We start from the raw sequence: 15,263 nt of genomic DNA, 5'->3' as shown, positions 1-15,263 counted from the left end.
CCCGCTCAAACCTACTCCAGTCACTCCCGTTACACCCGTAGGCCCTGTTGGCCCTGCGCCTGCAATCAACGTATAATCCGGGGATGTTCCCGGCGTTCCCGTTGGCGATGCCACATTTGTTATATACGTACTGCCATCGAAAGTTACAACTTGACCCGCAGGATACGTTGGTGCTACTGCTGGGTCAAACGGAACTGCTCCATTCAAGCCCACGCCTGTTGCTCCGGTTGAACCGGTGGCTCCTGCGCCTGCAAGCAATGTGTAGTCTGGTGATGTACCTGGGGTTCCAGTTGGTGGAGCTACATTAGTAATATAGGTACTACCGTCAAACGTCACTATTTGACCCGCTGGATAGGTTGGTGCTACCGCCGGATCAAACGGTAATATTCCACTTAAACCTATGCCTGTCGCTCCCGTTGCCCCTGTAGGTCCTGCACCTGCCAAGAGTGTATAGTCCGGTGAAGTACCGGGAGTTCCTGTTGGCGATGCCACATTTGTAATATAAGTGCTGCCCTCAAATGTTACGACCTGACCCGCTGGATAAGTTGGTGCAACTGCGGGATCAAACGGAACAGAGCCACCGAGTCCCACACCCGTTGCCCCAGTAGCTCCAGTAGCTCCAGTAGCTCCGGCCGCTGCTAGCAAAGTATAATCTGTTGAACTGCCTGGTGTTCCCGTTGGCGATGCCACATTAGTAATGTAGGTACTACCGCCAAAGGTTACAATTTGTCCTGCCGGATAACCTTGTGAGAGCGCCGGATCAAACGGAACAGAGCCTGATAAACCTGCCCCTGTTGCTCCAGTTGTTCCGCCTGACAAAAACAACGTGTAGTCTGGAGAACTTCCCGGCACACCCGTGGGGCTATTGACATCTACAACATAAAGACTGCCATTATACGAAACAACTTGACCTAGCACATAGCTAGGTGCCTGAGCGGGATCAAACACGGAAATATCATATAGTCCAGCTCCTGGCAACCCCTGCGGTCCTGGTACGCCTTGAGGACCTACAGGTCCTACAGGTCCTACGGGTCCAGCTGCTCCTCCTGGCCCGGCTGGACCTGGCACTCCAGGTACACCCGGAACTCCTGGAACTCCAGGGGGACCTGGAGGACCAGGGGCTCCCGATGTACCAAATGAACTGGTAGCACGACTCAATGATACGGATATGGATCGAATCAGCCCGACCAGTTTGTCTTTTTCCGTAGGAGGAACTTCCAAAAGTAACGTCACACTTAATAAATCATCGAGTAAATTTTGCAAGTTGCCTGCTAGATTAATAACAGCTACAGGCACAACTTCAGAACCTGCAATGGTTAGTTCCAGAACGGATTGCAACTCCGCTTTCACTCCAGCTCGGAAACCAGAGGTATTAACAAAGTTGAGCAAGCTCCGTAAACTGTTTTGCAACGCAATTATATTAGTCGCAGTAGGCTGACTGACAGCTGAAGGAATAGTCACTGCCAACGCTTTTAAAATCGATTCAAACTGCTCCACTTCACTCGATGTTATTGGAATAAAGGGTGATCCTGCCCGAAACGATCTTCCTTCCAGAAAAGCTTTAATATTGACCCGTTTTCTTTCATCAGACATGCGTAATCCAATCCTCCTTTTACTTCCTTGTTTTTCAAGCTTATGTTACATAAGAAGCAAAATTATCTTGGACACATGTTTTGACTCAAAAAAAGTGAACATACTGTTCCACGTTGAACAAGATTAAACGGTACTGTTCAACAAAAAAAGCACCCTCATGTTGAGGGTGCTTTCGCAGTTTTTGTATGAAATCGGGCTATTTCGAGGAATCCACAGGAAATTGTAAAATAAACTCTGTACCTTCGCCAAGGACACTATTAACGATAATGGTACCGTGATGCGCATCTACGATGTTTTTTACAATTGCGAGCCCCAGTCCTGTACCGACACTTTCACCCCGAACACGAGCCTTATCTGCTTTGTAGAATCGTTCAAAGATGAATGGCAGATCGGAAGAAGGAATGCCTACACCTTCATCTTTTACAGTCACTTTGCCTACAGGTGTTCGGATATCAGTTAACAGTTCGGCCGATATGACAACATTTTTCCCTGTTGGAGTATGCCGAAACGCATTATCAAGCAAATTGGTAAATACTTGTTCAAGACGATCCTCGTCTGCCTGGTAAAGTTCAATCGAAGTCTGTCTGCACTCAAACGAAAGATGGATACCCTGTTCTTTGGAACGTACAGAGAACTTTCTGTATACTCGTTCCAATAGTTCAACTAGATCCACTTCCTTCACGGCCATATCCGTATGACCCGCTTCCATTCGCGCAAGATCAAGCAGATCTTTAACCAACCTGCCCATACGCAAAGACTCATCATGAATCACTTGAATTAATTCTTCACTTTCTTCTGGGGAAGCCGCCATCCCATCCAAAAGAGCTTCACTATACCCTTGCATCATGGATAGCGGAGTACGTATTTCGTGAGATACGTTAGCTACAAAATCACGGCGCATTTTCTCCAATCGTACTTCCTCCGTCACGTCACGAAGCACAGCTACTGCGCCTCGTACGACACTATCCGCGTACAATGGTGCCATCTGAACAGACCAGACTCCCTGCTGCACATGCACGTTAGAGTTCTGATCGCCGCCCTGCTCCATCACCTTTTTGAACAAAGGAACGAGTGGTTCCGGTACCTCTCGTGAAGAACCCACAGCATTCTCCGAATCTTGACTCTCGCCCATCTGTGCCCAGTCCAAATCACACCAAGCCTGCATGATTTTCTCACCAGGGGGGTTTGTCAAAATAACCTTCCCCTCGCCATCGAATGTTACTACGGCATCGGTCATGCTTCGAAGCACGCTCGCCAGATGTTCTTTCTCATGGTTAAGGTTGCGGATGTTATCTTCCAGCTGTGCAGCCATATGATTAAATGTATTACCCAATTCTCCAATCTCATCGCTCGTTACAAGGGAGAGACGCGTACCGTAGTTTCCTTTTCGAATCGCATTGGCTGCCTGAATTAACTGCTGCATCGGCTGCGTAATTTTCGTAAAAAGAAACAGCGCAAAAAAGGTCGTCAAGCTGAATCCGATAATACAAACATACGTGAACAAACGTTTGATATCTCTCGACTCAGATTCCGCAAAATTCGTATCAATATACGGCAGCAAAAAAAGACCCAATGCTATGAGTACACAGCCCACAAGGCAAATAATCGTAATCCATAACTTCCCGACCAGCGATCTCCAGAAACTAAAACTACTTCGGTACTTCCAGTTTATAACCCACACCCCACACCGTTGTAATCATCGCCGCTGACTCTGGCGATACCTTGTTTAACTTCTCGCGAAGACGCTTCACATGCGTATCCACAGTACGAAGATCACCAAAGAATTCATAATTCCATACATCCTTCAGCAGCTCTTCTCTGGAGAAAACTTTATCTGGAGATGTCGCGAGATAATGCAACAGTTCATATTCTTTCGGTGTTAAACTGATCTCTTCCCCACCTGCGGTTACGCGGTGAGCATCATGTTCGATGACCAAATGAGGAAATACGATATTGTTGCTTGAATTACTCTCTTTGGACAGATATGCTGTCGCAGAAGAACGACGCAGAATCGCCTTCACCCGGTAAATCACTTCACGTGGACTGAACGGTTTAACGACATAATCATCTGCTCCAACTTCAAAGCCCTGAACGCGGTTAATTTCTTCGCCTTTTGCAGTAAGCATCAAAACCGGGGTTGATTTTACCTGACGCAAACGGGTACATACTTCAACGCCGTCCATGCCCGGTAACATTACATCAAGCAAAATCAGACCATAGTCACCTACAGTTGCTTTTCGCAGCGCAGTTTCCCCATCCTCTGCTTCATCGATTTCATAACCTTCTTTTTCGAGATACATTTTCAAAAGCCGTCGGATTCTTTCCTCGTCATCCACGACTAGTATACGGTTCTCATGTTCAGCCATTCCACTCCAGCCCCTTTGCAATAACTCCTCATCACTTCTATTATGTTCGATCTGGCGAACAATATTTGAATGCCCCATTGAACGTAGGGGCTTACGTATGTGTTTCATGGATTTCTCTCGGGAACTTCACGAAACTACCTATCCTAGTCTGCCCCTGCGTAAGAATGCAACCCGGCGATGATCAAATTCACACCTACGAGCGTAAACATAACGACCAAAAATCCAAGTACTGCAAGCCAGGCAGATTTGCGGCCCTGCCAGCCTCTGGACAAACGCAAATGCAGGTACACACTATAATATAACCATGTTATCAGTGCCCACACCTCTTTGGGGTCCCATCCCCAAAAGCGGCTCCAGGCAATCTGAGCCCAGATCATCGCAAAGATTAATGCTCCCAATGTAAATATCGGGAATCCGATAGCAATTGCGCGGTAACTAATCTCATCGAGATCGTCGGCATCAATTCCATCCAGCATCGGTTGCAAAGCTTGTCCAAGCGGTCTTCTTACAATTAAACGAATAAGTCCATATAAGACCAGCCCTACAATCAAAGACCAGACTACCGTATTCAGTTTACGTCCAGCATTAACTCCGTTCATCCAGGAAGGTGTCTCAAGTAAAGGTTCCTTCATGCCAAGAAACGGTTTTATGCTCTCCACTTCGCTATTATAAGGTGCAAAAATAGGAGGCATGCGATAAATCACTTTCTCTATTGTACTATTTTCCTGTACCTCTGTGTCAATGCTCGTGACTTTCTGAACAAAAACCGCCTCATATCCGGATGCACGGAAAGCAAATACCGACCCGATAAACCCAACCACAACTACGATAGTGATTAAAGTAAACTCAACCCATCCGCGCTGGCGTCTGGATGACTTATCCTTGCCACTGAAATCGACTGTGCGTAACAAGTACATGAATCCTGCCGCAAAGCCTACGGCGAAGAATGCCTCGCCAAGTGCAGCCAACGTCACGTGGATCTTGAGCCATATCGATTGCAATGCAGGGATCAGCGGCTGTACTTCCTGAGGAAATACGGCTGCATATGCCATAATAATGATCGTTAGTGGCAATGCAAATAGTCCTAGCAACGATTTTCGATAAATTGCGTAAACCACAATAAATGCCACCATAATCATCATGGATAGAAAACTCATAAACTCATACATATTACTTACTGGTATATGGCCTGCTCCGGCCCATCGTGTACCAAAGAAGATGAGATGTGCAGCTAGTGCAACAGTTGATGCAATAAAGGCTCGCTTTCCCCATAGTTCTACATGAGCTTGCGGGTCACGATTACTCCATTTCTTGCCCATTACGGCAACGCCATATAACATAAATGCAGCACAATATAGAAAAAAAGATACGATAAATGCGTCGCTGCTGAAATCCAATAAACTCATGTTTGGTTCCCCCCGTTATCCAACGACTTCTCATCCACTTCCACATTCATATGTTTTAACACAGCTGCAACCTCTCGCCTAAATCCAAACCAGTTTTTGTTCGTGTGGCCGCCTAGGGTGAGTTGTCCATCATCAATCCGAATCCAAATACGTCGGTGGTGCCAGTAAAAGCCCATAACCAGACCCAACATAACGATGCCTGCCCCAACCCATACAAAAGGCATGGCCTTATCAATACGGATATTGAGGTAACTCACGGACTGAATGATGTCCACCTTATCCATGCTATCGACCTCTAGCTGCAAAGGAATTTCTCCTCCATTCAGCTGTTTGTTAATTGCGTCCTGTTGAAAACGCTGTTTATCGATCTGCTTCGCAAAATACAAGTACTGCATGCCCTCTGCAGGTAAATCGGGTCCCTTGATGTTAAATAGAAAGGCAGGCGCATTAGGTGAAGGGGACTTTGATTTGGGCTCTCCATTTTCATCCAGCCCAAAATCCATATATTTTTCTTTCACATTCAGACTATAGGGTCCAGCTTCAAACGTTCGCTGCGTATCCACCATAGCAATTTGGATTGCTCCGTACTTCTCACCCGTCTGGGCATTGACCAGATCAGGCGTTACCGAACGAATCGTTGGTGTCAAATCATAATCAAACTGATATGCTTTCAATCCGTGGTAATTCAGTGGATGATTCACTTGAACATCATGTCGGTCCACCTCGGTCAATTGAGGTTTTTTCGAAGGATCCGAGCAATCTGCCGTACATTCGTACAACACCACTTTGGTTTCAAACAGTTTTGGAACGGTTTTGTTCAAATTTTTGAACTGTTCTGGAACCTCATCTTCACTGTAAAACTCAACATTAAACTGTTCATTCTTCAAATACATGGAGGTATTCGGTATTTTCTTGATCTCACCTTCGGGAAAAGCAACATGCTCATCCAGATTCAGCCCGGGAAGCCCGCGGGCAAGTACTGCCAGTAGAAAGATAATCAAGCCGATGTGGATAACATAAGGTCCCCAGCGACTGAATCGCTGTTTCTCAGCCAGCAATGCACTACCCTTGGTATGCACACGATAACCTTTCTTTTTAAGCGGCGTAACCGCTTTCTTAATCCAGTCTTCTGATGCCTCTTCTATGGAGCCTTGGTACACCAGTCGCTGGCGTGTAAGAAACTGCATGTGTTTGCGTATTTTCTGTTTATTCAGCGCTTTGTATAGTGGAAGTACCCGGTCTAGACTGCATATGACCAATGAAGCACCGATCAGCACCAGTAACAAAATAAACCACCAGGATTCATATGTATGGGATAGACCCAGCAGATAATAGATATGACCCAACTGACCGTATGTGTCCTTGTAATATACGGATGGATCAATATTCAGAAATGTACTTTCTTGTGGATAGATCGTGCCCAGCATGGAACCAACAAGCGTAAACACAATCATGTAAACGGCAATTTTGACCGATGAGAAAAAATTCCATATGCGGTCGATAATTTTGGGATTCGTACGCTGCGAACGACGAGCCATGCCGTCATAACGCATTTCCAATACTTCATCCGATTTGACCTCGGCCTCCAGCAGCGGCTTGCCGCATGCTTCACACAGCACAGTGCCCACCGGATTCTGGTGTCCGCACTCACATTTCGTATTTTGGAACACGACTAGACCTCCTGTCAGGGCTGTTTCGCCAGTTGTGAAATTTGAGCGTCAAGTGTGTCCAAATCAAGTTGACCGATATGAATGGTGGAGATTTTGCCCGTGTCAGAGACAAAAAATGTCGTTGGCATCGGAGATATACCGAAATCTCGGATCGAGTTTTTGTCACGGTCGAGCATTATCGGAAATGTAACGCCCACCTGTCGAACAAAATTTTCCACGGTCATCTGGTCTTCCCCAACATTGATACCGACAAATTGCACACTACGGTCCTTCCATTTGTCCGCTTGCGCTTGTAGCGCAGGCATCTCTTTTACACAAGGTTCACACCATGTTCCCCAGAAGTTGATCACCATGGCTTTGCCTTTGTATTCCTCAGACGTATGAACTTGTCCATCCAGGCCCAGCAGTTCAAAAGAAGGAGCTTTATCTCCTTCTTTTGGCTTGCCATTCGAGCCGGATACCGATGTAGTAATCGCATATCCGCCTAACACCAGGATCAATAACAAAATGACGATTTGCACCGCTCTTCTTGATTTCCCCATGTGCTGCTCCCCTTTTAAGTAACTAACATTCGCATATAACGGTCTCGGACAACTGTGAACATCCTATGAACAATTATAGCGAATTTCGTCACAAAACTGCGGCGCTTTTATGAAAATTATGTGTCCTCACATTACCTTTTTTTCATTTTTTTGGCGGGTTCTGATTTTGCGAGCGTAATCAGGTTGTTGACTTCTTCTTTGGTTAGATTACGTGTTAGTCCACGTTTCAGGTTTTGAAGCAAAATACCACCAAACGAAATCCGTTTCAGACGTGTTACCGGATGGTTAATCGCTTCGAACATACGTCTAACCTGACGGTTACGCCCTTCGTAAATCGTAATAGAGATAACAGATTCATTTGCTGCGGTATCCACATCTTTGTACTCAATCTCTGCCGGAGCTGTCATACCGTCGTCCAGCATAATGCCTGTCTTTAATTTCTCCAGAGCCGAACCATGTGGAACACCTTTAACGGTTGCATGATACGTTTTGGGTACGTGATGCTTCGGATGCGTCAACAAATGCGCAAACTCGCCATCATTGGTCAGAATGAGCAATCCTTCTGTGTCATAATCCAGACGACCAACGGGATACACACGTTCTTTGACACCTTTGAGATAGTCGGATACAATTTTCCGACCTTCCGGGTCTGAAGCACTTGTGATAACACCCTTCGGCTTGTTTAACATCATATACACTTTCTTTTCACTGCGGATCGGTTTACCATTAACCGTAATCATATCCTCTTCGGGGTTCGCTTTCGTACCCAGTTCGGTTACGACCTCCCCGTTAACTTCTACTTTGCCGGACAGGATCAGTTCCTCGCTCTTACGGCGGGATGCAATGCCTGCCTGTGCGATAATTTTTTGTAATCTTTCCATGTTTGTCATGTCACCTCACACTAATGATACCCATCAAGACCGGAAATCACAAGGATAATCCATCTATTTTGTTCACGCAGAGGTTCTAAACAGCTTTTGAGCTGCATTTAGCTATTTATTTTGACCAAAAAGCTCACCCTCTCACTGCCTGTTATATGACAGGAGCGTTAAGGTGAGCCGTTCAATTTCAATCATATGTAACAATTACAATGTGAATAATAAGGTTAATTGGCTACTTTACCAGCAACAACGACCTGTTTTTTCGCAGGGGCTGCACTTTCTTTAATGAAGGACTGCAACGTTTTGGAAGTAATATAATAGGTACGTCCTCCGTATACAAAGGTCATCATGCCAATAACCCGATTGTTCTGATCCAGAACAGGACCACCTGAATTGCCTTGTGCCACTGATTTTACGATACTGCCTATGCCCTTCTTGCCTGGAACGTCCGAATCTTGTGAATTAAATACTCGGCTCTTGGCGATCGTATTGTAAGTTGAAGGGAAATCTTCGTCCAACAGCACAAGTTCCCCAGCGGAATTTTTAGGAAATCCGATGGTATATACAATTTGATTATCTTTAGCATTTGCGAACGTCACCGGTTGTGCGTCGATTTCTTTGTCCAGCTTCAGCAATGCCATATCTGTCACCGGATCTGTTTTAATGATTTTGGCTTTAACCGGCTTGTCCAGATGACCTGGGCTTGCTACAGTAAGCGTGCCTTCATCTCCATCAGATAGTTCAGCATAATCCTGAACGACATGATAATTGGTTAGCACCTCATCCTTGGAGATCAGTATTGAAGTACCTACATCATAATATACTGAATCGGGTTCATCCTGCTTGACCAGACGTACGTTCACAACTGGAAAAGAATCCGCTGTAACGGCCAACTGAGCACGTAGTTGTTTATCGAAGTAACCCGTAAAATGAATCGTATTAACGGCTTGAGCCGCAGCCAACCCCGTCTGTCCTGCAAGCAACGCAATGGCAAGCATGCCTGACATTCCAAAGCGCAGCATTCTTTTCCAACTCTTTTGCATGGTTCTCACTCTCCTCCGCTATCATTCTAGCATAATTCGTATATCGGAAGGAGAGGACATATTTTTAACCAAATACAGTCAAACAAATGACCAAGGCGGCAATGAAACCAATTACATCGGAAAACAACCCGACTTTGAGCGCATAGCGACCATTACGTATGCCTACGGCTCCAAAATAAACAGTCAATACATACAGGGTTGTATCCGTACTTCCTTGAATCGTGGAAGCCATGCGGCCAATCATCGAGTCGGGGCCATAAGTTTTGATCAGGTCGGTTGTAAAGGCAAGCGAGCCTGTCCCGGTCAAAGGACGCAAAATTCCGAGTGGCAATACTTCTCCCGGAACCCCCATCCAGGACACAAGTGGAGCGAATAGGCTGATCACATAATCCAATGCACCGGAAGCACGGAATACACTGATCGCTACCATCATACCTACCAGATGGGGAATAATGCTGATTGCCGTAGAGAAGCCGTCTTTGGCCCCATCAACAAAAGATTCGTAGACCGGGACCTTTTTGGTAAACGCATATAATGGAACAAACGCGATGATAACCGGAATGGCCCAGACGGAAATCCAGTTGATGAAGGTTAACAACGTTGCTCATCCTTTCATACCGGGATTGTCACTTTTATGTACACGCGGCGGCCTGTGAAGTGCCCTGTTTCGGTACCAGCGATCGGCTACGATGGCTGCAAATGTCGCAATAATGGTTGCCATTAGCGTTGTACCTACAATTTCCGTGGCATTCGCGGAATGATAATTGAGTCGAATGGCTATCAGGGTTGTCGGAATAATGGTGATACTCGCTGTATTCAGAGCCAGCAGCGTGCACATCGCAGGGGAAGCCGTTTGTTTATCCGGATTCAGCTCCTGCAGTTGCTGCATGGCTTTGATCCCCATTGGGGTTGCTGCATTGCCGAGACCGAGCAAATTGGCACTCATATTGGATAAAATATATCCCATAGCTGGATGATTCCTCGGAACATCCGGGAATAAAAAGCCAACAACCGGACCCAGCAGCTTCGCGATTCGTCCCAGCAGCCCGGCATCCTCAGCCATTTTCATCATACCCATCCAGAACACGAGTACACTAATCAGCCCAAAACAGACCGTTACTCCGGTTGCTGCTCCATCAAAAGCCGCCTGCGTAACGACTTCAATTTTGCCTTGTGCTGCTGCAAATGCAAAGCCGGTTACAATCATGAGAAGCCAGATTAGATTGATCAAAGGATAACCCTCCCCTCATTATGGAGATAACAAATGGCTTAATACTGAACGCCATGCGGAAGCCCAGGTAGAAATTTCACCAGCACCCCCAAGAGCTGCATCTTCACTCTTTGGCTCAGGCGGAATATAACTTCCTTTGCGATACACAGGAATTGAACCCACAAGTTTCCCATCAAGCTGCATATCAATTCGGCCAGCCAGTCCAAAAGAAGGATCAGTCGTTTTTGCATCTCCCTCTGTACTCTCCTCTGCACGGTTATCGAGTAAAATCAGCTTTTTCGTCAATGAGGCTGTCTCACTCTTCGCCAGAGGATAGGTGAACCCGCGGCCTGTGACCACATCCGTGTTCTGTACAGCTTGTTCCTTTTTTGCGATTTCCACCAAAGGGAAGTTTTCAAAACCGAAATCCAGCATACGTGAATGGTCATTCCAGTCGTCACCATCGTTCAGGGTTACCGCAGCAAGCTGTTGTCCATCGCGAGTAGCAGAGCTGACCAGACAACGGAACGCCTTTTTGGTATATCCGGTCTTGACGCCATCGGCTCCCTCGTACAACCGAAGCATTTTATTTTTGTTTTGCCAGGAGTACTCCCAGCTCTCATTCGGATTTGGAGCAGACTTGTTCTCCGTAGCTACAATTCGTTTGAATACCGGATTCTTGAGCGCATACGCGGTTAAGCGTGCCAGATCATTGGCGGTGGAGTAATGACCCTCTGCATCAAGTCCATGGGGATTCATAAAATGGGAATGGGTCAGACCAATTTGTTCTGCCTTTTTGTTCATTAACATTACGAAACCTTCTTCAGATCCACCGACATGTTCAGCAATTGCAGAGGCCGCATCGTTGCCCGATCGCAGCATCAGCCCATACAGCATGTTTTCCAGCGTCATTTCTTCACCCAGCTTGAGATAGATGGACGAGCCTTCTTTGGCAAAAGCAGAAGAAGTTACCTTAACCTTGTCATCCAGTTTACCGTGTTCAATCGCAACAATTGCTGTCATGATTTTGGTCAAGCTGGCAATTCTGAGTTCCTTGTCTCCATCTTTGCTGTACAATATTCGGCCCGACGTCACATCAATGAGAGCAGCGCTTTGCGCATGGTTTGAAGGGCCAGATATGGTTTCCTGGGCTTCAGCAAACCCAATTGAGGGAAACAGAAACAAAGGTACGAGCATACATGCCATAAATTTCATTAATTTTCGCATCGATTCATTCCTCCGGGTCACTTGGAATCTTGTACTAGCTTATGACAGGACAACCCGAAGTATGTCCCAGTGTTACAAAACAGCAAAAATCCCTCTCGCATGCGCTGCGGAAGGGATTTTAACCGAATCATTTTAGCTGTACGTAGAAGGATTGGGTGTGACAGGAATGCCGGACTCTGCCGGTTGGGCTGTATTACGATTGCGGAACATATCCTGGATTCTGTCCATCACATACGGTGTGGAATCGATCAATTTCTCGAACAGATGCGTGGAGTTGTCAAGCGGCACGATATGAACGCCCTGTTTGCCAACTACCAGGAATGCGATTGGACGAATGGATACGCCGCCCCCGCTTCCTCCGCCAAATGGTGAGGCAACCGATGCGGAGCTGGAATGTTCAGTAGTACTGTTTCCGCTGCTACCGCCGCTTCCACCTTTGCTGCTTCCATCATTTACATGAAAATCACTGCCACCCGCAGCGAATCCGAATCCCACTTTACTGATCGGCAAAATCACGGTACCATCTGGTGTTTCAACCGCATCGCCCACGATTGTATTGACATCCACCATGGCCTTGATATTTTCCATTGCGGTTTCCATTAAGCCTTGAATTGGATGATCTGACATTTAAATTCCCTCCAGTTTCAATTTAAGCTAGGTTTGATCTAACCATATCATCCCCAAACATGAAGGGACTTATGTAAGCCAGCCATTTAACTAAACCTCAATATTTCAAACCACTGACTTGGCAAAATATAACCCGGCTGTTGCAATTAAACTTTGAGGAATTTTAGCATAATCGATTACTTCAGAACTAACGAAATGATCTAGCCAAGGAGAATAGTTCCGTTCCACCCGCCACCCGCAGTCATCTTCATGAAGTCTATATACATATACTTATATCTGCGATTTACTGTGTTGTTTCTTGAGCTTCAGCTTGCGTCTGCGCCGTTGTTCTTTTAAGAGTCTGAACCACATCCGCCATCCTCCCTCTACTTGAAGCACTCGGGTTAACAATGTAAGTCCTGCGATCATGACTGCTGTAATCCGGATCTTTAGCTTCCAATCCAGCTCGGTTTGAAACTCCATTTCGTCTTCCCACACAGGCACAACTTGTAACTTTGGCGTTTGTTCAAAACGGATTTGATAAGAGAGGTATCCAATGATGATCGACTTGATACTCCACACCCAACCTATGAGAACAGCCGTATATGCTGCATCGCCGACGCCAATACGAGTGGACCAGGACCAATGAGTCATATGTACACGAGTGAGCGTTTGCTTGATCCAGAGCTTTAATGCTTCCGTTGCCCTGAGCATGATCTTTACATCCTTAGCCCATTTTTTTACTTTACGTTTGTTAACACGTTCGCTGCTCTGGGCTTCTCCCCTTGAATGACTCATTCGCTGCTCCGTCTTCACTAGAAAACCTTCCTTCATATTCCGAAAGACAATACTAGGAATTTCATAGTTAATACGAACAATGCCATATAGCAGACGAACCGTAATCTTGGCATAATCATCGTGATTGTGTTTCTTGAATGTAAAATGCACATGAACATACGAGATGAGGACTGCGACAAGAAGCAGTGCGATCAACAAGCCGATTCCTCCAAGCCAAATCCACACAGGCCTTACCTCCAAGCCCTCAATTCTTTTCTCGTCTAGTATGACACTCTGTATAGGAAAAAATTCACGTCTGACCTGAAAATTCCATTTAATCTTCGAACGCTACCTGCAATCCTTTTCACATACCACGCCAAAAAACCGGTACCCCGAAAGGGCACCGGTTTTGGATAAATCCAGACTGCAAAGTTATGAATTCAAAGGATCATCTTCGTTATTAATTTCGTTTGCATTTGCATCATTTTCGAGAGTACTATCCAAGTCGAGATCCACATGCTGCACATCCAATTTTTCAAAAAGCAGCTGTGTCTCTTCCTCCAGGTTCTCGGAATCTTCAAACAACCCTGGCTCAGGCAGATCTTTGAGTGAAGCCAAACCAAAGTAATCCAGAAAAGATTTGGTAGTGCCATATAGAATTGGGCGTCCGATGGCCTCAGCCCGTCCCACTTCCTGAATGAGATCCTTGTTCACCAGTGTATGGATGGCACGTTCGGATTTCACGCCACGGATCTCCTCAATCTCCACCCGCGTGATAGGCTGACGATACGCCACAATAGCAAGCGTCTCCAACGCAGCCTGGGATAAAGAGGTACGTGCAGGTGAATAAGCCAATTTCTCAAAATAGGCCGCATGTTCCGGCAAAGTACCGAGTTGGACTACCCCTGCAATTTTAAGAATTTGTACGCCTCGTCCCTGCTTGGCAAATTCAGCGACCATTTCCTCAATCGCATCCGATACCAGTTCGGTTCGCTGATCCACGATCTCGGCGATTTGTTTGATGCTCAGACCTTCTTCTCCGGACAAAAACAGCAGGCCTTCAATAATCGATTTCAATTTCGGAAAATCCATGATTCTTTGTTTCCCCTCTCCACTCCATAACGATATCCTCAAACATCCGCTCCTGATAACAGACAATCTGCTTCATCTTCATCAGCTCCAGCACCGCCAGAAAAGTTACGACAATCTCGTGCCGATAAATTTGGTTATCCAGCAACTTGGAGAATAACAGCCTGCCTCCCGGTCCCATACTTTCCAACGCGCCGATAACATCGCGAATACGATCCTTAACCGAGATTTCATCCCGCTGGATCCGAGTTACGGTTGTCCGCTTCTCTGCCTTGCGCAGCGCCTTCTGGAAGGCCGCAATCAGATCCGAGGTATGCAAACCCTCGACCGGATTCGATTGTGCTTCTACAGGCATATACGGCCGCAAATCTTCGGGCTCTTTGGAGAAAATAAGGCTGCGTTCCCACTCCCGTTCGTGCAAGTGACGCGCAATCCCCTTGTATTTGCGATATTCAATCAGACGCGCAATCAGTTCTGCACGTGGATCATAATCTTCATCTTCCATATATGCATAATCCTCAAAGTCCTCGATTACCGGTGGTTTGGGCAGTAATAGTTTGCTCTTTATCGACAGAAGTGTTGCCGCCATTACCAGAAATTCACTCGTAATATCCAGCTCCAGCTCCTGCATCGAATGCAGATACGCCATATATTGATCGGTAATATCGCTGATGGGAATATCCTGGATATGAATCTCTGCCTTATCGATCAGATGAAGCAGCAGATCCAAAGGCCCTTCAAAAGTCTCCAGTTTGTATGTAACTACCGTCACTAGACGAATCCTCCCGCCAGAAAAATAAAAACCCCCGCTAAGCCGCCGAATCCGGTCTCCCGTTTTCGTCTGCGCAGAGCA

The 15,263-nt window shown here is 46.2% G+C and carries 15 protein-coding genes; all 15 read right to left on the bottom strand.

The window, feature by feature from the left end; genetic code table 11:
* The coding region (locus DC345_RS31765; RefSeq protein WP_181586614.1) for a collagen-like repeat preface domain-containing protein at positions 1-1,593 on the bottom strand (1,593 nt) is incomplete at its 3' end.
* A 196-nt stretch (positions 1,594-1,789) separates the two neighbouring features.
* Positions 1,790-3,187, bottom strand: coding sequence for a cell wall metabolism sensor histidine kinase WalK (locus DC345_RS16975; protein WP_258530695.1), 1,398 nt, complete (start codon positions 3,185-3,187; stop codon positions 1,790-1,792).
* Between the two features lie 55 nt (positions 3,188-3,242).
* Positions 3,243-3,959 (bottom strand): response regulator transcription factor, encoded by a 717-nt coding sequence (locus DC345_RS16970; protein ID WP_113054043.1) that lies wholly within the window; start codon positions 3,957-3,959, stop codon positions 3,243-3,245.
* 143 nt (positions 3,960-4,102) lie between these two features.
* Positions 4,103-5,365 (bottom strand): cytochrome c biogenesis protein CcsA, encoded by a 1,263-nt coding sequence (ccsA, locus tag DC345_RS16965; protein ID WP_113054042.1) that lies wholly within the window; start codon positions 5,363-5,365, stop codon positions 4,103-4,105.
* Complete coding sequence (resB, locus tag DC345_RS16960) at positions 5,362-7,035, bottom strand: cytochrome c biogenesis protein ResB (RefSeq protein ID WP_113054041.1); 1,674 nt, start codon at positions 7,033-7,035, stop codon at positions 5,362-5,364. Before resB ends, ccsA begins: the two co-directional genes overlap by 4 nt.
* A 14-nt stretch (positions 7,036-7,049) precedes the next feature.
* Positions 7,050-7,577 (bottom strand): redoxin domain-containing protein, encoded by a 528-nt coding sequence (locus DC345_RS16955; RefSeq protein ID WP_113054040.1) that lies wholly within the window; start codon positions 7,575-7,577, stop codon positions 7,050-7,052.
* Between the two features lie 131 nt (positions 7,578-7,708).
* Positions 7,709-8,458, bottom strand: a complete 750-nt coding sequence (locus DC345_RS16950; RefSeq protein WP_063568319.1) for a pseudouridine synthase — start codon at positions 8,456-8,458, stop codon at positions 7,709-7,711.
* 224 nt (positions 8,459-8,682) lie between these two features.
* Positions 8,683-9,501: a S1 family peptidase gene (locus DC345_RS16945; RefSeq protein ID WP_113054039.1), complete on the bottom strand. Its 819-nt coding sequence runs from the start codon at positions 9,499-9,501 to the stop codon at positions 8,683-8,685.
* Between the two features lie 64 nt (positions 9,502-9,565).
* Complete coding sequence (locus DC345_RS16940) at positions 9,566-10,099, bottom strand: spore maturation protein (RefSeq protein WP_113054038.1); 534 nt, start codon at positions 10,097-10,099, stop codon at positions 9,566-9,568.
* A gap of 6 nt (positions 10,100-10,105) precedes the next feature.
* Entirely contained in the window at positions 10,106-10,732 is a 627-nt protein-coding gene (locus DC345_RS16935; RefSeq protein WP_063568316.1) for a nucleoside recognition domain-containing protein, read from the bottom strand.
* 18 nt (positions 10,733-10,750) lie between these two features.
* Positions 10,751-11,938 carry a D-alanyl-D-alanine carboxypeptidase family protein gene (locus DC345_RS16930; protein ID WP_113054037.1) on the bottom strand — a complete coding sequence of 396 codons (1,188 nt, stop codon included), beginning with the start codon at positions 11,936-11,938 and terminating at the stop codon, positions 10,751-10,753.
* A 132-nt stretch (positions 11,939-12,070) separates the two neighbouring features.
* A complete protein-coding gene (gene ytfJ, locus DC345_RS16925; protein WP_113054036.1) occupies positions 12,071-12,565 on the bottom strand; it encodes a GerW family sporulation protein in 495 nt (164 codons plus the stop codon).
* A 270-nt stretch (positions 12,566-12,835) separates the two neighbouring features.
* On the bottom strand, positions 12,836-13,567 hold the full coding sequence (locus tag DC345_RS16920) for a DUF2953 domain-containing protein (protein ID WP_113054035.1): 732 nt from the start codon (positions 13,565-13,567) through the stop codon (positions 12,836-12,838).
* A gap of 186 nt (positions 13,568-13,753) precedes the next feature.
* A complete protein-coding gene (gene scpB, locus DC345_RS16915; protein WP_113054034.1) occupies positions 13,754-14,413 on the bottom strand; it encodes an SMC-Scp complex subunit ScpB in 660 nt (219 codons plus the stop codon).
* On the bottom strand, positions 14,382-15,182 hold the full coding sequence (locus DC345_RS16910) for a segregation and condensation protein A (RefSeq protein ID WP_024630942.1): 801 nt from the start codon (positions 15,180-15,182) through the stop codon (positions 14,382-14,384). The genes scpB and DC345_RS16910 overlap by 32 nt, the downstream gene beginning before the upstream one ends.
* Between the last annotated feature and the right edge of the window lie 81 nt (positions 15,183-15,263).

This window comes from Paenibacillus taichungensis (assembly GCF_003287275.1).
Lineage (GTDB): Bacteria > Bacillota > Bacilli > Paenibacillales > Paenibacillaceae > Paenibacillus > Paenibacillus taichungensis_A.
Note: the sequence above shows the minus strand (reverse complement) of the source record. Positions and strands in the feature narration are given on the sequence as shown.

Excerpts from the sequence above, each read along its gene's own strand:
- DC345_RS16970 (WP_113054043.1), bottom strand. The coding sequence starts at position 3,959 with ATGGCTGAACATGAGAACCGTATACTAGTCGTGGATGACGAGGAAAGA.
- ccsA (WP_113054042.1), bottom strand. The coding sequence starts at position 5,365 with ATGAGTTTATTGGATTTCAGCAGCGACGCATTTATCGTATCTTTTTTT.
- DC345_RS16955 (WP_113054040.1), bottom strand. The coding sequence starts at position 7,577 with ATGGGGAAATCAAGAAGAGCGGTGCAAATCGTCATTTTGTTATTGATC.
- DC345_RS16950 (WP_063568319.1), bottom strand. The coding sequence starts at position 8,458 with ATGGAAAGATTACAAAAAATTATCGCACAGGCAGGCATTGCATCCCGC.
- DC345_RS16945 (WP_113054039.1), bottom strand. The coding sequence starts at position 9,501 with ATGCAAAAGAGTTGGAAAAGAATGCTGCGCTTTGGAATGTCAGGCATG.
- DC345_RS16930 (WP_113054037.1), bottom strand. The coding sequence starts at position 11,938 with ATGCGAAAATTAATGAAATTTATGGCATGTATGCTCGTACCTTTGTTT.
- ytfJ (WP_113054036.1), bottom strand. The coding sequence starts at position 12,565 with ATGTCAGATCATCCAATTCAAGGCTTAATGGAAACCGCAATGGAAAAT.
- scpB (WP_113054034.1), bottom strand. The coding sequence starts at position 14,413 with ATGGATTTTCCGAAATTGAAATCGATTATTGAAGGCCTGCTGTTTTTG.